Genomic DNA, 20232 nt, shown 5'->3' with positions numbered 1-20232 from the left:
GGCTGACTGATCCGCCGCGGTTCAGTCGACCGTGACGGTGTAGGTGATGCGCTCGGGAGTCGGGGAGGGTGAGGCCGCGCCCGCGGTCGGGGTGGCGGAGGGGCCGGTCGTCTCGGGGGGCTGCGTCGACGTGTTGCCCTGACACGTGGTGAAGGTGCAGTGCAGCAACGTGAACCGGGTGGTTCCCTTGCCCGTGGCCTCGAAGGTGAAGGTGAGTCCGCCGCCGGCGCCGGCCACCGGCTCGTCGCCGGAGTCGGACGCGTGGTCCCTGCCGCGGCTGACCAGCACCGCGCTGTCGGGGGCGGGGTCGACCAGGTACCAGAACTCGCGGGTGGAGACGTTCTGGTCGACGGTGAGCGTGAAACGCTCGCCCTGCTCGGCCGTGATGGTGGTGTCCTTCACCGGACGGCTCGTGGTGCGCGGTGAGCCGCCGGCCGGTTCGTCGGTGGCCGAGCCGCAGCCCGTGGCGAGAGCGAGGAGCGCGGCCGCCGCGATCGCGGCACCGCCCCTGCTACCGCGGAAGATAGACGCTGTACGCATCGGGGAGATCACTGCTGGAAGCCTTGCCCATGTGTCCGTTGATGAAGTCGTCCTCGCTGACCCACGTGGTCGAGCCCCAGGGGTTGTACACCTGAAGCATGTCACCCTCCTGGGCGATGATCGTCATCGCGTGGGCGCCGTCCTTGCCCGAGACGTCGACCGGCACCGGGCGCCCCTGCGCCACCGACCTCTCGACCTCGGTGAGGACCGCCCTGCGGTCGGCGGCACTGTCCAGGTCCTGGCGCTGGTAGTCGTTGCCGGTGGCGCTGCCGACGGTGCTGTCGTTGATCCGTTCCTGTCCTTCGGGCCCCATGCCGCCCCAGTTCTCGCCGCCGTCGCCTTCGGTGTGGAGCCGGTGCTGTTCGGCCACCAGGCGCTGCTTGAAGGCCTCGGGGTCGTCCTCCTGACCGCCGGGACCGCCGGTGAGGTCGAGCGCGTACAGGGGGTCGACCATGGCGCGGGAGGTGACGGTGGACGAGGCCACACAGGTGCCCTCGGAGCCGTCCCCGCCCTGGATCCACCGCTGTCCGTCGAACGTGGCGTAGTCGGTGTTGTTGTTCGAGCCGTTCGAGGCCAGGCCCTCGTCGTCCATGCTGTCCGTGGCGGTGACCACCGGGGTGAGGTGCCGGCGCATCCAGTCGGGGTCCTTGCCGTGGATCTTGTTCTGGAACGTGCCGATCTCGGCGACGCTGTGGCCTGCGGCCAGGGCCTTCATCAGGTACGCCCGCTCCTGCGGGGTGTCCGACCTCGCCAGCATCCGCTCCATGGCCATCTCGTCGTCGAGGCTCAGCAGGTCCATGCGCGCCGAAGCGCGCTCCAGTTCGCCTGCCTTGAGGATCTCGTTCAGCTCGGTGTCGGCGCCCGCGACACCGGTGTCGGCGAGCATCAGCTTGTCCACGGAGGTCAGTTCGCTGGTCTCCATCTTCCCGGCACGTGCCTCGGCGGCCCATTTGTTCAGCTCCCGGGCCGCGACGCGGCTGGCCTCCTGCGCCTCGGAGACGGCGTCGTGCATGAGGTCGACCGCGTAGGAGCCGAAGTGGGCGGCGTTCTTGCGGTCCCACTCCTCCTCGTCGTTCTCGTGGAGGTCGTCGAAGAACCCGTCCTTGCCGCCGAGCGCCCTCTTCTGCTCCAGCAGCTGTCCGCGGCCCCGCTCGTCCTTGCGCTGCGCGGCACCGATCGCGTCGGCCAGCGTCAACAGCACCGTCGCGCACCCGTGGAACGCCTCGGTCATCTGGGTCGCGGACCGCCCGGCGGCGTTCACCGCGTCGGAGGCGAGGACGCTCGTGTCTCCGACCCATACCTCCGGAAGGCTCTTGCGCCCCACCCGGTCGACCTGGTCGAAGACATCGCCGACGGGGCCGACCTGACTGCGGTAGAGGGATGCCAGGTTCTCGAGGACGCCCTGGTTCCCACCGGGCACGGGCACCGAGAGGGCGTCGTCCAGCAGGTCGAGGACCTCGTTCTTGCTCCCGGCGCCGAGCAACTTCTTGGACAGCCCGGCGAGCCACGCGAGGCGCAGGGAAGGGGAGTCGAAGGGAGAGGAGAAGAGTGACACGGGCGCGTTCCTCAGTAGCTCGACAGGACCGAGCTGCGCCCGCCCTGCGCCGGCGTGCCGGGGAGACCGCTCACGCCGTCGACGGAGACGCTGTGCACGCTCGCCCTCACCAGACCGTCGCTGCCACCGTAGGAGTTCTTGGCCGACTGCACCTTGCCACCGAGCTCGTGCAACGCCGACGCCAGCGTCTTGGCCTCCGCCTCCCAGGCCTTGACGAACGCGTTGAGCGCCGACGCGGCGTCATCGCCGCCCGCGTCGGCGTACGAGTAACTGGTGCGGGACTTGACGGCGGAGCTGACGCCGTCCATATCCGTACCGGCGTCGTCGAGTTGCTGGGCCTGGCCGGTCATACCCGCCTTGGTCCGGTAGCCGTCAAAGCCCACCGCGTCTCCCCCGTATGCGTATCGGTCATGACGGCAGGCAGGCTAACAGTCATCACCTATAAGATGATCACCTGCCGTAGGACGCACACATCTCCTCGACATCACCCACACCCCCTCGCCGGTGCACGGACGGCTCCGCCTGCTTGCTGCAGGTCAAGGGCGTTCCTCTCCGCGGCGGCGGGGGGGCGGACTCGACGACGGCCTCCGGCGGCGGACACGGTCAGGATCGCGCGGCCTCGGAAGCCATCCGCATGAGCGCCCCCTGACCGATCCGCTCGGTTCCTGCCCGCCCGCCGGTCGTCCCGGCGCTCAGGCGGTGGCGACCGCGTCGAGTTTGCCGGCCTTGGCGTCCGAGACGAGGTTCGCGAACTGGTCGGCGCTCATCTGGACACGCTGGTCGAAGTCGTCGGTGATGACGATGCGCCGGTCCTCCTCGGCGTCGGGGTCGACGAAGAGCTGGGGGCAGCCGCAGTTGCAGTTCCCGCAGAACGTGGCCACGGGTTCGAGGGTGGGTGAGGGGAAGTCGTCGGTCATCGCTCGCACCTTCCACTGGTGATCAGCGGCCGTCCGGAAGACGGTCCGCAACGGCAGCGATATACCCGGGTGCGCACGGATCAGGCGTCTGCGACGTGTGTCTCATCCGACCGCGAAACGGTGGAACTCCACCGCCCCTCGCCCCGACTACCTGGGGGGACGCTCATGCCGTCCGGCCCGGGGCGCCAGGGCCGCCTTACGCCGACTCCACGAGCCTCGCGGCGGCACCCGCCCCGGCGGAACCGGGGACGCAGCGCAACTACCCTGCCACCTGGGATGTTGCCGCTCACGGTGCGGCGACCGACGCGAGGAGGAGTTCCATGACGACCACGGCACGGGCGACCAAGCAGTTCGAGGACCAGCGGGTGTGCGTCACGCGCTGGGACTTCGAGCCCGGGGAGAGCACCGGCCGCCACGTCCACGCGTACGCCTATGTGGTCGTCCCTGTCACCGACGGCCGGACCGACGTGATCACTCCGGACGGCACGGTCACCCCCTCACAGCTTCGTGCCGGGGAGTCCTACGCCCGCCCGGCCGGCGGCGAGCACGAGGTCCTCAACGCGGGGACCGCCCCGCTCTCCTTCGTCGAGATCGAGCTCAAGCTCCCGTAGCGGTCCCACCGAGCCGGCCCAGGAGCGCGCCTCGACTTCCACAGCCACGGGCCGGGCCGGCGGGCAGGGTCCCCCGGGAATCCCTGCCCACCGAGGTGCCTCAGCCGCGTGCGACGGCGATCGAACCCTGGAGCCGCTCGCCCGCCTCGTAGACCATGTACGGCACCCCCCGGTCCGTCCCGAAGCTCGGTGAGGCGCTCCGGCCGTTCTCCGGCGAGGCCGTACCCGAGTCGTAGAGGACGCCGAGGTGGTCGCGGCGGGTGAAGTCGTTGCCGACCTCGGTGATCAGGAGATTGCCGCCGCTCTCCTTGTTCGTGTTGTAGACGACGTACGTGCTCCCGTTCCGGCTCAGCAGGTGCGGGCCGCCGATGTTGGCCGCGCCGACGTCGGAGTGGCGCACGAGCGGCTGCTGGTCGAAGTTCCAGTCGCGGCCGTCCTTCGACCAGCCCCACGCGATGTCGCGGTGGTTGGACCGGTTGTTGAGCATGAAGAGCATCACGTAGCGCGCACCCCGCGAGGGCAGGTCGTGCCGGAAGACGCGGGCGTACGAGGTCTCGGTGGAGCCCGTCGGCATCATCGCGGTGGTGAGCACCACCTTGTCGTACGTGAAGGTGATGCCGTCCTTGGAACGGGCGAGGCGGGTCGTGCCGTTCTCGCCGTGGAAGTAGAGCCAGAGCTCCTCGACGTCCTCGTTCCACAGGACGTGCGGGGAGGCGACATGGCTGACCTTGTAGTGCGGCTGCCAGTTGTTCGAGACGATCGGGTTCGCCGTGTACTCGGTGAACGGGCCCTCCAGCGAGTCGCCGTAGGCCAGACAGATGCCCCCGGGGGCATCATGCGGTCCGTAGTAGAGGTAGTAGCGGCCCAGCGGATTCGCCAGCTTGTCGTAGACGCCCCGGATGCACGGGAAGATGATCTCCCCGGTCGGGTTGTACTTCAGCTGGGAGGGCGTCAGCAGGGTCTTGACGTAGCGGTAGTCGGGGAATCCGCCGGGGGCTGCCGCCGTCGGGGTCGCTGCGGCACCCGGGGCTGCGGCGGCGTTTGCCGCCGCCGTGCCGGTGGTGAGCATCGCGGCGGTGGTCGCCGCCCCGGCGACCGCGCCCCGCAGGAAGATCCTCCGGGTCGGTCGCAGCGGACCGGGGGCGGCCCCGGGCCCGTGGTGCGGTGTGTCGTGGTCGTGCTGTGTCATGTCGTGCTCCGTCCCGAGGAGTGAGAGATCACAGGTGACTGGGGTGAGGGGGTGCCATGACCCCCGTGCGGGAGATCAGAGGTAGCTCGCGGCGGTGACGCAGAAGCCGCCCAGGGCGACGGCCCAGACGTACGGCAGGGTCCGCAGCATCACCTGCTGCGGTGTGACGCCGGCGTACTGGGCGCTCCAGACGGTCTGCGTGCTGGTGGGGTCCGACACCCCGAAGACCTGGTTGTACGAGGTGGCCAGGCCGAGCACCGCCGCGGCCGGGTAGATACCGGCGGCGATGAGGACCCCCGCGATTCCGGCACCGAGACCGTAGACGTTCAGGGGCCCCCGGTACAGGCAGAGGGGGACGAGCAGGGTGAACACCAGGACGAACAGCACCGGGTTCTGGGGGCTGACGGCCTTGACCAGCGGTTCCAGCGACTCCACGGCGCCGGGCAGTTTCACCGCGGCGAGCAGGATGCCGATGGCGACGAAGAGCACGATCGGCGCCGCCGCCACCTCGAAGGCGCCGTACAGCGTGCGCAGCAACCGCTTGTTCATCTCGCGCGGCCGGGTCGTGGTGACGAGCGCGTACAGGACACCGGCCAGCATCGAGGGCAGGATCGCGATCTCGAAGCCGAGCGCCAGGACCAGGGGGACGAGCGGGGTGAGCAGGGCGTACCAGGGTGCGTCCCCGAGCTGCCTGCGCCGCGAAGTGGGCTTCGCTGAAGCCGAAGTGAGCGACCACGCGTGCTCCACGCCGCGTCGCCGCGTCTCGATGAGGACGTAGAGGACGGCGGCGGCCAGCGCGAAGGGGAACAGCTTCATCATGAAGCCGCGCACGGTGTCGACCGGCAGTTCGAGCGCGGTGGAGAAGAACTGCCAGATGGGCAGTTCGAAGGGCATGCCGGCGGCGATGCCCATCAGGATCGTGCCGGCCGCGGTGACTTTGGGGATACCGACGGCGATCATGGCGGGGATGCCGATGATCCCGGCGAGCATCGCGGCGGGAGCCGAGCCGGTGACCGTGCCGACGAGGGTGGAGACGGCGAGGACGCCGAGCGCGACCACGACGGGCCGGTCCCCGCCGAATTCGACGATCTTGCGGACGAGGGTGCCCGCGATGCCGGTCTCGTCGAGGAGCTTGCCCAGCCAGGAGCCGAGCAGGATCGCGATCATGGTGGCGGCGAGCATCGGCGCGCCGCCCTGGACGACCGTGTCCAGCACGCTGTTCTCGCCGGTCAGCGGTGCACCCGCGACGAAGGCGATGACGACCGCCAGGATGACGAGCGCGAAGGCGGTGGGCAGCCTGCGGGTGAGCATCGCGGCGACACCGGCCGCCATGACAAGAAGGATGACGACGCCCATGGCGTTACTTCTCTCTTCCGTGCGGAGATCCGTGCGGGGATGCGGGCTGCGGCTCGGCCGCGGTGGCCAGGGCGGCCGTCAGGAGGAGTGGGCTGCGTCCCAGGCCGCAGGCGGCTCGGGCGTGGGCGTGTGCGGCGATCTCGTCGGCGCCGGCGACATGGCCGTACAGGCGGTGGCGTCCTGCGCGCAGCACGACGTGGTCCAGAGCGAGCTTCAGCTGCCTCTTCGCCGGCCCGTGGTGCAGTCGCTCGTGCACCGCCTCGTGCGCGATGGCCGCTGCCCGTAGCGACCCGGCCGGATACCAGTGGCGCCAGCCGAGCAGGCCGGTGAGTTCTTCGGCGAGGTCCAGGGTGTCGGTGAACAGTTCGACGGTCGGGACGGGCCGGGAGGTGTAGCACGCGAGGAGTCCCTCGGCCAGGCCGCCGTCGCTCTCGACGATCCGGGCCGTGGAGGCGGCGGGCGTGAGCGTCGCGCCGAACGCGTCGGCCGTGCGGGCCCAGTGACGCAGCAGCTCCGGGTCACGACCCTCGTGCGTGGGGGTGTTCGCGAGCAGCCGTACGCCGAATTCGACGTCGTCCTGTGCTGCGAGAGCTCCGATCGCCGCGAGGGCGGCCCGGTCGAGCAGGGCGGCCGTCATGAGCGTGTCTCCACGACGGCGACGACCGGTTCGTCGGCTGCGCGGGCGCGCAGTTCGCTGCGGGCGAGCGCGAGGAGCGGCTGCGGGTCCAGCACACCCGACAGGTCGGCGATCCGGGAGCCGAGCAGGAGCCGCAGCGCCGGGGCGCGGACACCGCCGTCGCCGTACGAGGTGGCTTCCTTGACCAGGCCGGCGAGGACCTCGGGTGCCCGGGCGACGGTGGTGGTCTCGACCCGGGCGTCCGGCGCGTGCAGTCGCACGACGCCGTCGGCGTCGACGACCCGCACCGGGTGTCGGTCCGGGCGGAACCGGCGGTGCACGTCGATCCCGTACACGGTGTGGGCGGAGGTTCCCGCGAGCACCCGCACGGACGCCGGGTCGGCCTTGAGGCTGTCGGCGGCGGCGCGCAGCCGGTCCGCCTCGTCGGCCCGGTGGGCGCGGTCCTGTGTGCGGAGCTCTGTGGCGCCGGTCGCGACGGCCCGCACGGTGCTGGTCTGCGGATCGACGGTGACCTCCACCTCCACACCGTCGGCGGCGGCGCCCTGGGCGACGACGGCGGCCTCGGCCTCGGCCCGTACGGCGAGGATCTGCTCCTGGCCGGCGCCCGGGATGATGCGCTCGACCTGCTCGCGGATGAGGGCGAGGGCGACGCCGATGGGGCTGATCACCTCGTTGTGCCGGGCGATCCGGCCCTCCTGGCCGGTGACGGCCGCGAGGTGAGGAGTGACGGCGGCCGCCCCTCCGCCTCCGCCGACGAGCACCGCGGTGTCCTTGTCCAGGCGGTAGTCGCGCATCATCGTCTCCACCACGGACCGGACCTGGTCGGTGCCCGCGTCCAGGATGCTCGCCGCCGCCGTGGCGACATCGGTGCCGAGCAGGGCGGCCAACGGCGCGATCGCGGCCTCGGCCGCGGCGGGGTCGCACCGCGCGAAGTCCTTGTCCGGCACCCGGCCCAGGGCGTTGGCCGCGCAGGTCATGGTGAGGGCGAAGCGCCCTCCGGCGGCGTCGAGCACGACGTGGTCGGCGGCGTCGCCGGCCATCGGCCGGATCGTGGTGACCTTCGCGTCGAGCAGCTCCTCCGGACTCGCGAAGCAGGCGTACGGGAGCCCCGCGATGTGCGCGCTGCGCGGACCGACACCGGTGACCCTGCCGCCGGAGACACGGACCATCGAGCCGCCGCCGACGCCGACGGTCCGGACGTCGAGCGCCGACAGGTACGACGTCCTGCCGAGGATCGTGGCGTGCCGGACGGCGACCTTGCCACGCCGTACGACGCTGATGTCGGTGGATGTGCCGCCGGTCTCCAGGAACAGGCCTTCGCTGACGCGCTCCTGCATGAGCGCGCCGGCCACCCCGGCCGCGGGGCCCGAGAGCACGGTGAGCAGCGGTCTGCGCCGCATCTCGTCCAGCGACATCACTCCGCCGTCGCAGCGCATCACCATCAGCGGCGCGCCGACCCCCGCCTTGGTGATGGAGGCGTCGACGAGATCGGCGGTGGCGAGCATGCGCGGCAGGATCGCGGCGTTCACCACGGCGGTCCGGGTCCGCTTGTGGAGCCCGTACAGCGAGGTGATGTCGTGCGCGGCGGTCGTCGGCAGCCCGCGCTCCCCGGCCGCGGCGACGACGGCGTCCTCGCCCTCGGGGCGGTCGACGCTGAACGGCTGGCTGGCGACGACGGCTTCGGCGCCCTCCTGGACGAGCGCGTCGAGGGCGGCGCCCACTGCGGGGGCGTCGTCCGGGTCGGTCACATGCCCGTAGACGAGCGGAAGCCGCTTGCCCGGGGTGAGTTCCAGTTTGCGGAAGGCGGCCAGCCTTCGGGTGAGCGCACCGCTCGGACCTGCGCCGATGCCGATGAGTCCGACGGTGGCGACGTCGCCCTCCAGGAGGGCGTTGGTAGCCTGTGTGGTGCCGTGGGCGAGGAAGGTCACGTCCTGCGGGGTGTGGCCGGTCTGTTCGAGCAGACGGCCGAGCGCCTCGACGATGCCGTGGGCGACCCCGTCCTCGTGATGGTGGCTGGTGGGAACCTTCACCTGCCCCAGCAGATCGAGGGTCGTGGCGTCTACGGCCACGGCGTCGGTGAAGGTTCCGCCCACGTCGATGCCGACGCGGATGCGGTGGGTGTTCATGGCTGGGCACCTCCTTGTGCGAGTGGCAGGGCGAGGGCGGCAGGGCCGGTTGCCGGAAGGCGGCCGGGCCCTGGGCCGGGCGGGTACAGGTGGAGCTGCGCCCGCCCGGCGCTCCGCAGCCGCCCCGGGGGGCCGTGCGGTGGAGCGGTGGTGCGCTCGACGGCGGCGTGTGCCGGCCGTCGGTGGGTCAGTAGCCGCGTACGTCGGGCCAGTGGCGCTGGACGCCTTCGCGGTCCAGGAGCCGGGCGAACGCGGCGAACCGCTTCTCCTCGGCCTGGACCCGGTGGGGCTCGACGGCCTCGGCGACGCAGTGCGCGGCCAGCGCGCCGGCGACCTCGCCGATGTTCCATTCCACCGGGTGGAGCCGGTAGCAGCCGTTGGTGATGTGGGTGGTGCCGATGTTCTTGCCGGCGGGCAGCAGGTTGCGCACCCGGCGCGGGATCAGGGCGCCCAGTGGGATCTCGAACGGCACCGAGCCGATGTCGATGTAGTTGTCGCCGCCGGTCGAGGGGTGCAGGTCGATGCGGTAGTTGCCGACGCCGACCGAGTCCGGGTGCCGGGTGCCGCCGTACGGGCCGACGATGTCGATGGAGACGTCGTGCTCCGTGACGGTGGTGACGGCCTTGATCCGGCGGGACTCGCGTACGTACGGCGCCTTGGCGAGGCCGTCGGACGTGCCGGTCACATCGGGGCGCAGGCGCAGCCCGGGGAACCCCTGGCCGCCGTCCGCGCGCGGCGCCTCGGTCTGGAGCCAGTACAGGACGGACAGGGAGAGCTGTCGGGCCTCGGCCAGCGCGGCGGCCGACGTCTCTTCACCGCCGCCGATCAGGGGCTTCAGCCAGTAGTCGTTCAACGGCCAGTTGACCAGGGTGATGTCGGAGTCGAAGGCGCCGGGGCGGTGGAGCTTGCGGGCCAGGATCCTTCGGAAGCCGAAGAGTTCCTTGTCGCCCGCGTCGGCGGACTGGTCCGCGCTGACGTCGAGCGGATCGAGGTCCGGATTGGGGACGAAGGTGCGTGGGACCGCTTCCAGGCTGCGGGGATCGGGGGCGAGGAAGCCGAGCAGCGGGCCTGGCCAGAAGTCGGGCCGGTAACTGCGCCAGAAGTCGTAGTCGGCCGGCCGCTCGATGGTGTGGTCCTCGCCCTCGTGGTGGGAGAGCGCGAAGCACACCGTGATGCCCTGCTGGTTGAGGGGCTGGGCCTCCTCGGGGGCGTGCGGTTCGTCGTACTCGCTCCGCGCCTCGGCGCCGGTCACGTGCTCGACCCCGGCGAGTTCGAGCAGCTCACCGGTCTCGGTGGCGTCGATGACGTAACGGGCGCCGATCGTGCGGCGGCCACCGCCGCGCAGGTCGGCCAGGGTGACGGACCGTACGGTGTCGTCGTCGCCCGCCTCGGCGGCGACCGGGCGGTGCTCGGTCAGGAGCGTCAGCCGGCCGCCGGAGCGGTGCGGTGCGAGCATCGCCTCCAGGACGGCGAGGGCCACGCGGGGCTCGTGGCACAGCTTGCTGACGCGGCCGGCCCCCGGGTTGAGCGCGGTGAGGGCGAGCGCCTCGGAACGCAGGGGGTACCAGCGGCGGTAGTGGTCCCGGATGGACTCGCGCAGGGTGCGGTAGGAGGCGGTGGTCCCGAACTCCTCGACCCACGGGTGCTCGTCCGGGGGGACCGCCTGCGAGGTGAGCTGGCCGCCGATCCAGTCCGTCTCCTCGGTGAGGACGACGGTGCGTCCCGCCCGGCAGGCGGCGAGGGCGGCGGCCACGCCGCCGAGACCGGCGCCCACGATGAGGATGTCGGGTTCGGGTATCACGGTTCTCCTTGAAGTGCTGGGGTGTGGATCGGTGCGGTGGGGCGATGCGGCCCGGTCAGGGGTGCAGGGGTGGCGGCCCCGCCGTCGAACCGGGTCGGAAGGCACAGGCCACGAGGGGTTCGGTCGTCTCCTCCCCGGCCACCAGCGCGGCGAGCATGCGTACGGCGGCCGCTCCCAACTGCGGCCGGGGGACGTCGAATCCCGTGGGACGGGGACCGTCCGCCAGGTCCGGCGGGGGGCTGCCGAGCAGCGCGAGCGAGGCGTCGCGCGGCGCGTCGATCCCGACGAAGTGCGCGGCGCCGTGCAGGGCACGCCAGGCAGCGCCGGTGTCGGTCTCCTCCGCGACGAAGGCGGTCACCCCGTCGTCCAGCCAGTCGCGCAGCCGCTCCGCGGTGAGGTCGCGCTCCGGGTCCGCGGAGCGGAAGACGGCCCCCGGGCCGCCGGGCAGCCCCGCTTCCTCCAGACCCTTGAGGAAGCCGTGTTCACGGTCGGTGGACGCGGGGGCGTCGTCGTCCTCCCGTACCAGCACGATCCGCCGGTGTCCGAGGGCGGCGAGGTGCGCGACGACCTCCTGGCTGGCGCTGATGTAGTCGGCGCCGACCCAGGCCAGCCCCTCCAGCTCGTCCCTGCGGCCCAGGTGGACCACGGGGAAGCCGTCCGCGACCAGCCGCAGCAACTCGTCGGCGGGCGCGTGACGTCCCAGGAAGAGACAGCCGTCGGCGAGCCGCACCCGGTTGAGCGCGTGGGGACCGGTGGCTCCCGCACCACCCGTGCTGGACCCGGTGAAGAGCACCAGGTCGTAGCCGCGGGCCGCGGCCTCCTGCTCGACGCCGACCAGGAACGGGTAGTACGAGTGCTGCACGTCGGTCGGGAACGTGGAGGTGAAGCTGAAGACCCCGAGCAGATTGTTGCGTGCGGCAGCGAGCCGGCTGGCCGCCGGATCGGGAACGTAACCGAGGGTGCGCACCGCGTCGAGGACCTTGCGCCGGGTCTCCTCCGAGATGGTCACGCCCTGCTTCCGTGCCCCGAGAACCAGCGAGACCGTGGCCTGCGAGACCCCGGCCAGCCGGGCCACCTCGGCCTGACGCGGCCGTGACGTGCGGCCTGCGGGTGCGGGCGTCCGGCCGGGCCGGGGTCGCTTCCTGGGTTCTTCCACCATGCTCCTCCGGGTCACTAATGCGCATTACTAATACGCATTAGCCAGCACTGTGAACCTCGTCGGCGTCGTGGTCAAGGCATTGCGCAAGACTTCCTTCGGCCGTTCTGCGGGCTCTCCGTGGGCACAGAAGAGCGCCGATCCCACCAGGCTCCCGATCGAGCCGGCGGTCGGCGGAGCGGTCGGCGCGTCCGTGGAGGCGGCTGACCTGCGGGCATACCGGAGAGGACGGGCATGGACGGCCGGGCGGTCACCGGCCGAGCGGCAGCGGGGCCTGCAAGGTGTGACCGTGGACCGTGGACCGTGGACCGTGGACCGTGGACCGNNGACCGTGGACCGTGGACCGTGGACCGTGGACCGTGGACCGCGGACGGGGTTTCGTCCACTGGTCGTTCACCCAGCAGCTCGTCAAGACCGACCTGGACGGCACGGTCCTCGGGACCGTCGAGGGCCTCACCGGCCACCTCGGTGACATCGACGTCGACGAACGGGACGGCAGGGTCTACGGATCGCTGGAGTACAAGGCGGCGGAATCCTTCTACGTCGCCGTCCCCGACGGCCCCGCGATCGACCGGGTGGGGATGGACGCCGAGGGGGACGGGGTCATGACCGCGGTCCATCTCGACGAGGTGGCCGCGGACTTCACCGCCGGCATGGACGGCGACGGCGTCTTCGTCCGCACCGGCAACACCACCTACGGAGTGCAGAACCTGCGGTACGACCCGTACACCAGGAACTGGTTCACGGCGGTCTACAAGGGCAAGAAGGACGGGTTCCCCAACTACTCCCTCTTCACCGTGGACGGGCGCAGGAAGGCGAGATCCGTCTGCATCGCTGGACGGGCGGGATCCCGGGCCCGTTCACCCCCATCAGCTGAGAGGATCGCATCGAATACCTCCAGGCCGAGGGGGGTGTGGGAGCCGGTCAACTGTCCGTGTGTGACAGATGACCGGGGAGGCCGGTGAGCTGCTCGATGCGGAGCACCGTCGCCTCCGCCGTCGGCGACGGTCCGCCGGTGATTCGTGAGACGTCGTCAGGTGGGCAGGGCCGTCCTGACGGCGGGCACGCGAGGACTTGGCCGAGCGGATGGGAGCCGCCGCCTCCCTGACGCCGATCACCGCTTCCCGGGCCAGTACGCGGCCCGCACCTCTCCCTCCGCGAAGTCCCGGCGCGGCAGGCACAGGCCGAGGGATTCCTCCGGGGCGTGGAAGTACAGCTCGAACGTGCTGGTCAGTTCGGGGTGGTCCAGTTCGGCACGGCGCACGGCCCGGTTCAGGAAGTCCAGTTCGCCGCCCCGCAGACAGGGGGCGCTGCCGCGCTCGTACCAGATCAGTTCCAGCACCCCCCAGTCGTCGTCGACACGCCGGCCGTCCTGCATGTAGTCGAAGGTGTAGATGGCCTTCGCGGAGGTGGCGGACCGCCGCACGAACGCGCCACGCGCCCGAGCCGGCCACCACCGCACCTCGACAACCCGCGCCCGCCCACCGTGGAGCCACCCGGCCGGAGGTCAGGCAGGAAGGCGCTCCAGCAGCCCCGCGAAGTCGGTGCCCGGCGGCAGGGTTCCGAAGACCAGCCCCCGGTCTCCGCCCAGCCGGGACGCACAGAAGGCGTCGGCGACGGCGGCCGGTGCGTGGCGCACGAGGAGGGAGCCCTGGAGCACGAGTGCCGCACGCTCGATGAGACGGCGGGCGCGCAGGGGTGCGTCCTCGGTGAGGACGAGCTCGCCGCGCAACTCCTGCCAGGCGGAGTCCAGTCGGCGGTCGGCGCCCGAAGCCGCCTCGATCTCCGCCCGGAACGCGTCGAAGGACTCGGGCTCACGCTCGAGGGCCCGCAGCATGTCGAGGGCGTTGACGTTTCCGGAGCCCTCCCAGATGCCGTTGAGCGGGGCCTCCCGGTAGAGGCGCGGCATGCCGGACGCCTCGTCGTACCCGTTGCCGCCGAGGCACTCCAGGGCCTCGGCCACCGCGGCGGGCTGCCGCTTGCACACCCAGTACTTGCCGACGGCGGTGGCCAGCCGCAGGAACGCGCGCTCCCTGGCGTCGCCGCGCTGCGCGCGGTCGGCGGCCCCGGCCAGGCGAAGGGCCAGTGTGGTGGCGGCCTCGGACTCCAGTGAGAGATCACCGAGCACATTGCGCATCAGGGGCTGCTCGACCAGTTTGGCGCCGAACACCGAGCGGTGGCGCGCGTGATGGGCGGCCTGGGCGAGTGCGGCGCGGGTCCCGGAGGCGGAGCCGAGGACGCAGTCGAGGCGCGTCATGGTCACCATGTCGATGATGGTGCGCACGCCCCTGCCCTCGGCGCCGACGAGCCAGGCCACCGTGTCGTCGAACTCCGGCTCGCTGCTGGCGTTGGCACGGTTGCCCAGCTTGTCCTTGAGCCGCTGGATGCGGAACGTGTTGCGGCTGCCGTCCGGGAGTACGCGCGGCACGAGGAAGCAGGAGAGCCCGCCGGGGGCCTGGGCGAGCACGAGGAAGAGGTCGTTCATCGGCGCGCTGGTGAACCACTTGTGACCCCGGAGCCGCCAGGTGCCGTCGGCCGCCTCGGTGGCCGAGGTGGTGTTGGCGCGTACGTCGGTGCCGCCCTGCTTCTCCGTCATGCCCATCCCCGCGAGCAGACCGCTCTTCTCCGTGGGGGTCCGCAGTCCGGCCTCGTAGGCACGGCTCGTGAGCAGGGGTTCGTACGCCTTGGCCACGTCGGGCGCGTGGCGGAGCGCCGGGACGACCGCGTACGTCATGGAGACGGGGCACAGGTGTCCCGGTTCCAGCGTCGACATCACCATGAAGCCCGCGGCGCGGGCGACGTGGGCGCCCGGGCGCTCGTCGGCCCACGCGGCGCCGGCGAGGCCCGCGCCCACCGACTTCTCCATCAGGCGGTGGTAGGCGGGGTGGAAATCGACCTCGTCGACGCGGTGACCGTAGCGGTCATGGGTGCGCAGCACGGGTTCGTGACGGTTGGCCTGGTCGGCCCACTCCTGGGCCTCCTCTCCGCCGGCGAAGCGGCCGAGGAGGTGGAGGTCGCCGGTGTGCCACGAGGCGCCCTCGCGGTCCACGCCCTCCAGCAGCACGGCGTCCTCGGCCACGTCGTGTCCGGTCAACGGCGGCGGCTGGTTGGTCACTTCATGGGTCAGGGCGGTGGGTCGGCTGCGGGGAGCGGGGTTCGCGGACACGGTGGTTCCTCCGGGAGGCAGGGGTACGCGGATCAGGTCAGGGCTGCCGCGGCGGGGGCGGGGCGCCCGCGCAGCGCAGGGCCATGGCGACGAGTTCGGCCAGGAGCCGGTCGCCGCCTTTCGCGTCGCGGCTGCCGAGGGGGTCGACGAGGACCTCGCCGACCGCACCGGTGAGCGCGGCGGCGGTGATCTCGGCGTCCTGGGCGGGCAGCAGGCCGTCGGCGATGCCCTCCTGGACCACTTCGGCGAACAGGGCCCGGTAGCGGCGGCGGAAGTCCAGGCGCTCGGCCCCGACCGCCGGCTCGGCGGGGGCCGCGAGCAGCGCGTAGGCCAGTCCGCTGTTCTCCAGGGCGCGTCGGGCGAAGATCTCGACCCCGTGGCCGAGGCGCTCGACGGGGTTCCCCGGCGCGTGGAGCACTCCGCCGAGGACGTCCACCTCCCGTCCGGCCGCGCGCCGGAACACCTCGACGGCCAGCGCCGTCTTGGACGCGAAGTGCTGGTAGACGGAGCCGGCCGCGATGCCCGCCGAGTAGGCGACAGCGGTCACGGACGCCTGCGACCAGCCGACTTCCGTGACCACCGAGGTCGCGCAGGCGACGAGGTGCTCTCTGGCTGCTTCGAGCCGGCTGATTTCGGCCGGGGTCTTGCGGTAGGCCATGAAAGGAGTGAACCATCATTCAGAGTTTCCCGCCATGACCGGAGCACCGGCCCGGCCGGCACAGGAGTACCTGACGCCCGCCCTGCGGACCGCATCGGCGGGACGGCGAACTGCGCGGGCCGTGGGTGCCTGTGGCTCCGGGGATGGCCGGTGAAGAGGCGCGGCAGGCGCGCAAGGGTCCGGGACTCTCGCTTCCAGGCCGAGCACATCGTCACCAGCAAGATGAACAACTCCGGCCACAACTGCGTCGCCGGCCAGCTCCTCCTGGTCCCCCGCGACCGGGACGGCACAGAACGGCTGCTGGACGAGGTCCGCGCGGTGCCGCGCGCGCTGTCGAAGCCGGCGCCCGGGGCTCAGACGTGGCCGGTCGGCCCGGTCAGCCCCGGGGCGCCGGCGGCCGTCCCGTCGACGCCCGGGCACGCAGCTCGACGCGGAGCAGTCGGTGGCCGGCCTCGTGGGACCCGGTGGAGACCAGGTGCACGAGGCGCTCCACCGTGCGCCGCCCCGCCTCTTCGGCCGGGACGTGCAGGGCCGTGACGTCCGGCATGGTCAGTCCGGCCGCGGACAGGTCGTCCGCGCAGGCCAGGCTGACGTCCTGAGGGGTGGTCACGCCCAGCATGGTCATGCGGTGCAGGAGGCCGAGGAGCAGCGTGCTGCTGTAGGCGACGACCGCCGTGCAGCCCGAGTCGATGACCGCTTGCGCGGCGCGGCTGCCGGCCTCGAACTCGGGCGGGTAGGGGCCCAGGGCCCGCACCTCGCAGTCGGGCGCGGCCTCGCGCAGACCGCGCAGCCGACGCGGGTCGAGCCAGGAACCCTCGGGGCCGCCCAGGTAGGCGATGCGGCGGTGACCGAGGCCCGCGAGGTGGACACCGAGTTCGCCCAACCCCGACGGGGTGTCGATCACGACGGAACTGACCCCGCGGACACGACGGTTGAGGGTGACCAGAGGCAGTCGGCGGGCGACATCCGTCAGCAGGGGGCTGAGCGAGAGCGGGGCCGCGGCCGCGAAGCCGTCGACGCGCTCGGCCAGCCGGTCGAACAGCGCCTGTTCCCGCGCGGGCGATCCGTTGGTCACCACCACGATCAGTTCGCAGCCGGCCTCCTCCGCCGCCTCCTGCGCCCCGGCGATGACGGGCGCGTAGAACGGGTTGGCCAGCGAGGGGACGCTGAAGGCGAGCAGTCCGGTCCGGCCGGTGACCAGAGCGCGGGCCGCCGCGTTGTGGCGGTAGCCGAGCGCCTCGGCCACGGCCACCACCCGGCTGCGGGTGGCCTCCGAGACCATGTCGGGCCGGCTGAGCGCGCGGGACACGGTGGACGCCGACACCCCGGCCTCCCGGGCCACGTCCTCGAGCCTCGCCATCGCGACCCGCCTCCCCTTCTTCGCTCTCCTGCGGCTTTACATCTGGCCGAGCCGGTCCGTACCCTACCGTGCAAACGCATGCTGCAAGCGATTGCACTGATGAGGAGCGGCGATGGAAAACGATACGACCGCGCGGGGCGTCCCGAGGGTGGACCGGTTCTTCCGGTTGAGTGAGCGCGGCACCTCCGTCCGTACCGAGATGCTCGCCGGCGTGAGCATGTTCCTCGCCTCGGCCTACGTGGTCGTCGTGGTGCCCGGCATGCTCGCAGGCGCCGGGGTGCCTCATGCGGCGGCGACCACCGGGGTGATCGTGACCGTGGTCCTCGCGACGCTCTTCATGGGGCTCTACGCCAACCTGCCCTTCGTCCTGGCTCCCGGGCTCGGCGGTGTGGCGCTGGTGGCGGTCACCCTGATCGGGCAGGAGAAGGTGCCGTACCCGGTGGCCATGGGCATGGTCTTCTGGTCCGGCGTGGCGTTCCTGGCCCTGACCCTGCTCGGCATCCGCCAGCTCGTCACCCGCATCATCCCGGACTGCGTGCGGCTGGCGATCGGGCCCGCCATCGGCCTGTACATCGCGATGCTGGGCTTCCGTTCGGCCGGGCTCATCGGTGTCGGCAAGAAGGGGCTCGAGCTCGGCGACCTCGGCTCGGCGGCCGCACTGCTGGCGCTCGCGGGCCTGGTGCTCATCGCCGCCCTGTCCTCCCGCAAGGTGCCGGGCACGCTCCTGATCGCCATCGCGGTGCTGACCGTGGCCGCGATCCCCCTCGGCGTCGCCGAGGTGCCCGACTCCTTCTTCGAGGCACCCGGAAGCATGGGCCCGGTCGCGTTCGACATCGACCTGTGGGGTGCGCTCGAACCGCACTACCTGCCCTACCTGTTCGCGCTCTTCGCCGCCGAGTTCTTCTCCACCACGGGCGTCGTGATGGCCGTGGGCGAACGGATCGGACTCACGGACGATCAGGGGCAGATGAAGGACATCAACAAGCCGTTCCTCGTCGACTCCGTCAGCGTGATCGGTGGTTCGGCCATGGGCGGCCCGAGCGTGACGACGTACCTGGAGTCCGCGGCGGGCTCCGACAGCGGCGGTCGTACGGGCCTGACCTCGGTCGTCACCGGCGGCCTGTTCGCCCTGCTGCTGCTCTTCACCCCGGTCGCGACCATGATCCCGGAGGCGGCGACCGCTCCGGTGCTGATGTTCATCGGCCTGTCGATGCTCGCCGGGCTCCGCAAGGTCGACATGTCCGATGTCACCGACGCCCTCCCCGCGGCCCTCACCGTCGCCTGCACGCTCTTCTGGGGCAACTTCGGCACCGGCATCGCCGCCGGGCTCACCTCGTACGTGCTGATCAAGGCCGCGGCCGGGCGCTTCAGGGACATTCATGTCGGGATGTGGGTCCTGCTGCCCTTCCTCGGCTACTTCTTCCACAACTCCATCCACTGATCGGAAATCTCGTGCACGACGTCCGCATCTTCGGAGGCAGTGTCGTCTCCGTCTTCACCGGCGAGGTCTTCACCGCTGACGTCCTCGTCACCGGCGAGGTCATCAGCGGGGTGGTGCCGCCGGGCACCGGGGGCGAGGCCGCCTGCCTGATCGACGCCACCGGACGGCTGATCGTCCCCGGGTTCCTCGACGCGCACATGCACGTCGAGAGCTCCTTCCTCACCCCGGCCGCGTTCGCGTGGCTGACCCTTCCGCGCGGCACCACCACCGTGCTCGCGGACCCCCACGAGATCGTCAACGTCGCCGGCCGTGCGGCGATGCGGTGGATGATCGAAGCCGGCCGGTCCACTCCGCAGACACAGCTGTGGGGGGTGCCCTCCTGCGTACCCGCGCTCGCCGGGTTCGAGCACTCCGGAGCCCATCTGAACACCGCCGACGTCGACGAACTGCTGCGCTGGGACGGCGTACGGGCGCTCGCCGAGGTCATGGACTACCGCGCCGTCGTCTCCGGCGACGAGCGGATGCACTCCATCATCGCCACCGCCCGGGAGCAGGGCGCGATCCTCGACGGGCACTGCCCCGGCCTCGCCGGAGAGGAGCTCAGCCGGTACATGGCCACCGGCATCGACTCCGACCACACCAAGAACACCCCCGAGGTCGTCGTCGAGAAGGCCCGCCTCGGCATGACCGTCATGCTCCAGGAGAAGTGCCTGGAGCAGGAGGTCGTCGCGGCCCTCACCTCACTGCCGCGGTTGCCGCCCGTCTGCCTGGTCACCGACGACCTGGCGGCCGACCACATCGCCGCGAAGGGGCACCTGGACCACATCGCCCGTACGGCCGTGGCGGCCGGGCTGCCCGCGCTCGACGTGCTGCGCGCGCTGACGTGGACGCCCGCCCAGCGGCTTCGGCTGCCCGACCGGGGCGTCGTCGCACCGGGCAAGCGGGCCGACCTCGTGCTGCTCGAAGGGCCGCTGGAGGACTTCGCCGTCGACTCCGTCCTCGCGGGCGGCCGGCTCGTCGCAGCGGGCGGGAGGCCGACGTACGAGGAGCCGCACCCGGGAGCCCACCCGTTCGCGGGCTCCGTCCACGTGCCCGGGCTCCCGGACGAGGAGTACACCTGGCGGGTGGACCTGCCCGACGGGCGCCACCGCTTCCGGGCGCTGCGCGTCAACCCGGTCGACACGTACACCGAGCCCACCGAGATCGAACTCGACGTCACCGGCGGCGAGGTCGCCTGGGAGGGCCGCACCGCCCTGTGCTGGGTGCGCAACCGGCACGGCCGCGACCACACGGCCTGCGTGCCGGTGACCGGCATGGAGCTCGGCGACGGGGCGGTCACCACCACGTACGCCCACGACAGCCACAACCTCGTCACCCTCGGCACCACACGGCACTCGATGCGGGCCGCCGCCGCGGCGGTGCTGGACGACGACGGCGGCGTGGCGGTGGCCCGTGACGGCGCGGCCACGGCCCGGCTGCCGCTCGCCGTCGGCGGAGTCATGTCGACGGCACCGGCGGCCGACGTCGCCGACGCCTCCCGGCTGGTGCGGGACGAGCTCGGCGCATGGGGCTGGCGCCACCGCAACCCGTTCATGAGCGTCTCGACGCTCACCCTGGCCGTCTCCCCCTCGGTGAAGATCACCGACCTGGGCCTGGTGGACGTCCTCGCCCGGGACTGGACCGCGCAGGTCCTGGACTGCTGTCACTGACACGCGGACG

Annotated in this window: 18 protein-coding genes; 4 read left to right on the top strand and 14 right to left on the bottom strand. The window is 71.8% G+C overall.

Annotated elements, in window-relative coordinates; all coding sequences use genetic code 11:
- Nucleotides 1-21: 21 nt before the first annotated feature.
- The 4 genes from B9S57_RS21350 to B9S57_RS21335 form a co-directional block, all read right to left on the bottom strand.
- Nucleotides 22-540: a protease inhibitor I42 family protein gene (locus tag B9S57_RS21350; protein WP_103517171.1), complete on the bottom strand. Its 519-nt coding sequence runs from the start codon at nt 538-540 to the stop codon at nt 22-24.
- Nucleotides 512-2095, bottom strand: a complete 1584-nt coding sequence (locus B9S57_RS21345; protein WP_103517170.1) for a peptidoglycan-binding protein — start codon at nt 2093-2095, stop codon at nt 512-514. The genes B9S57_RS21350 and B9S57_RS21345 overlap by 29 nt, the downstream gene beginning before the upstream one ends.
- 11 nt (nt 2096-2106) lie before the next feature.
- On the bottom strand, nt 2107-2478 hold the full coding sequence (locus tag B9S57_RS21340; RefSeq protein WP_103517169.1) for a hypothetical protein: 372 nt from the start codon (nt 2476-2478) through the stop codon (nt 2107-2109).
- Nucleotides 2479-2787: 309 nt separating this feature from the next.
- On the bottom strand, nt 2788-3012 hold the full coding sequence (locus tag B9S57_RS21335; protein WP_103517168.1) for a hypothetical protein: 225 nt from the start codon (nt 3010-3012) through the stop codon (nt 2788-2790).
- Nucleotides 3013-3332: 320 nt separating this feature from the next.
- On the opposite strand from B9S57_RS21335, the gene B9S57_RS21330 reads away from it, so the two are divergent.
- Nucleotides 3333-3623, top strand: a complete 291-nt coding sequence (locus B9S57_RS21330; protein ID WP_103517167.1) for a cupin domain-containing protein — start codon at nt 3333-3335, stop codon at nt 3621-3623.
- A gap of 100 nt (nt 3624-3723) precedes the next feature.
- Here the strand turns inward: B9S57_RS21330 and B9S57_RS21325 are convergent, their stop codons facing one another.
- The 6 genes from B9S57_RS21325 to B9S57_RS21300 all read right to left on the bottom strand — a co-directional run bounded on the left by B9S57_RS21325 (nt 3724) and on the right by B9S57_RS21300 (nt 11807).
- Entirely contained in the window at nt 3724-4812 is a 1089-nt protein-coding gene (locus tag B9S57_RS21325; RefSeq protein WP_103517166.1) for a hypothetical protein, read from the bottom strand.
- Nucleotides 4813-4887: 75 nt separating this feature from the next.
- Nucleotides 4888-6168 (bottom strand): TRAP transporter large permease subunit, encoded by a 1281-nt coding sequence (locus B9S57_RS21320; protein WP_103517165.1) that lies wholly within the window; start codon nt 6166-6168, stop codon nt 4888-4890.
- A 4-nt stretch (nt 6169-6172) separates the two neighbouring features.
- A complete protein-coding gene (locus B9S57_RS21315) occupies nt 6173-6805 on the bottom strand; it encodes a hypothetical protein (protein WP_103517164.1) in 633 nt (210 codons plus the stop codon).
- A complete protein-coding gene (locus B9S57_RS21310) occupies nt 6802-8931 on the bottom strand; it encodes a hydantoinase/oxoprolinase family protein (RefSeq protein WP_103517163.1) in 2130 nt (709 codons plus the stop codon). Before B9S57_RS21310 ends, B9S57_RS21315 begins: the two co-directional genes overlap by 4 nt.
- Nucleotides 8932-9118: 187 nt before the next feature.
- On the bottom strand, nt 9119-10732 hold the full coding sequence (locus B9S57_RS21305) for an FAD-dependent oxidoreductase (protein WP_103517162.1): 1614 nt from the start codon (nt 10730-10732) through the stop codon (nt 9119-9121).
- 55 nt (nt 10733-10787) lie between these two features.
- Nucleotides 10788-11807, bottom strand: a complete 1020-nt coding sequence (locus B9S57_RS21300; RefSeq protein ID WP_181011429.1) for a LacI family DNA-binding transcriptional regulator — start codon at nt 11805-11807, stop codon at nt 10788-10790.
- A gap of 440 nt (nt 11808-12247) precedes the next feature.
- On the opposite strand from B9S57_RS21300, the gene B9S57_RS21295 reads away from it, so the two are divergent.
- Entirely contained in the window at nt 12248-12853 is a 606-nt protein-coding gene (locus B9S57_RS21295) for a hypothetical protein (RefSeq protein ID WP_374935973.1), read from the top strand.
- Between the two features lie 149 nt (nt 12854-13002).
- Here the strand turns inward: B9S57_RS21295 and B9S57_RS21290 are convergent, their stop codons facing one another.
- The 4 genes from B9S57_RS21290 to B9S57_RS21275 form a co-directional block, all read right to left on the bottom strand.
- Nucleotides 13003-13314, bottom strand: coding sequence for a hypothetical protein (locus B9S57_RS21290; protein ID WP_308457410.1), 312 nt, complete (start codon nt 13312-13314; stop codon nt 13003-13005).
- Between the two features lie 81 nt (nt 13315-13395).
- Entirely contained in the window at nt 13396-15054 is a 1659-nt protein-coding gene (locus B9S57_RS21285; protein WP_103517160.1) for an acyl-CoA dehydrogenase family protein, read from the bottom strand.
- A gap of 37 nt (nt 15055-15091) precedes the next feature.
- A complete protein-coding gene (locus B9S57_RS21280; RefSeq protein WP_103517159.1) occupies nt 15092-15712 on the bottom strand; it encodes a TetR/AcrR family transcriptional regulator in 621 nt (206 codons plus the stop codon).
- A 376-nt stretch (nt 15713-16088) separates the two neighbouring features.
- Nucleotides 16089-17072, bottom strand: coding sequence for a LacI family DNA-binding transcriptional regulator (locus B9S57_RS21275; protein ID WP_103517158.1), 984 nt, complete (start codon nt 17070-17072; stop codon nt 16089-16091).
- 112 nt (nt 17073-17184) lie between these two features.
- Between B9S57_RS21275 and B9S57_RS21270 the strand changes: the two genes are divergently transcribed.
- On the top strand, nt 17185-18513 hold the full coding sequence (locus B9S57_RS21270) for an NCS2 family permease (protein ID WP_103517157.1): 1329 nt from the start codon (nt 17185-17187) through the stop codon (nt 18511-18513).
- Between the two features lie 11 nt (nt 18514-18524).
- Nucleotides 18525-20222 carry an adenine deaminase C-terminal domain-containing protein gene (locus tag B9S57_RS21265; protein ID WP_103517156.1) on the top strand — a complete coding sequence of 566 codons (1698 nt, stop codon included), beginning with the start codon at nt 18525-18527 and terminating at the stop codon, nt 20220-20222.
- Nucleotides 20223-20232: the final 10 nt, after the last annotated feature.

The organism is Streptomyces sp. SM10 (genome assembly GCF_002910915.1).
Lineage (GTDB): Bacteria > Actinomycetota > Actinomycetes > Streptomycetales > Streptomycetaceae > Streptomyces.
Note: the sequence above shows the minus strand (reverse complement) of the source record. Positions and strands in the feature narration are given on the sequence as shown.

What these genes read in the sequence shown, in the direction of transcription:
- B9S57_RS21350 (WP_103517171.1), bottom strand. Translation starts at nt 540, where the DNA reads ATGCGTACAGCGTCTATCTTCCGCGGTAGCAGGGGCGGTGCCGCGATC.
- B9S57_RS21320 (WP_103517165.1), bottom strand. Translation starts at nt 6,168, where the DNA reads ATGGGCGTCGTCATCCTTCTTGTCATGGCGGCCGGTGTCGCCGCGATG.
- B9S57_RS21280 (WP_103517159.1), bottom strand. Translation starts at nt 15,712, where the DNA reads ATGGCCTACCGCAAGACCCCGGCCGAAATCAGCCGGCTCGAAGCAGCC.
- B9S57_RS21270 (WP_103517157.1), top strand. Translation starts at nt 17,185, where the DNA reads ATGGAAAACGATACGACCGCGCGGGGCGTCCCGAGGGTGGACCGGTTC.
- B9S57_RS21335 (WP_103517168.1), bottom strand. Translation starts at nt 3,012, where the DNA reads ATGACCGACGACTTCCCCTCACCCACCCTCGAACCCGTGGCCACGTTC.
- B9S57_RS21275 (WP_103517158.1), bottom strand. Translation starts at nt 17,072, where the DNA reads ATGGCGAGGCTCGAGGACGTGGCCCGGGAGGCCGGGGTGTCGGCGTCC.
- B9S57_RS21325 (WP_103517166.1), bottom strand. Translation starts at nt 4,812, where the DNA reads ATGACACAGCACGACCACGACACACCGCACCACGGGCCCGGGGCCGCC.
- B9S57_RS21310 (WP_103517163.1), bottom strand. Translation starts at nt 8,931, where the DNA reads ATGAACACCCACCGCATCCGCGTCGGCATCGACGTGGGCGGAACCTTC.
- B9S57_RS21315 (WP_103517164.1), bottom strand. Translation starts at nt 6,805, where the DNA reads ATGACGGCCGCCCTGCTCGACCGGGCCGCCCTCGCGGCGATCGGAGCT.
- B9S57_RS21330 (WP_103517167.1), top strand. Translation starts at nt 3,333, where the DNA reads ATGACGACCACGGCACGGGCGACCAAGCAGTTCGAGGACCAGCGGGTG.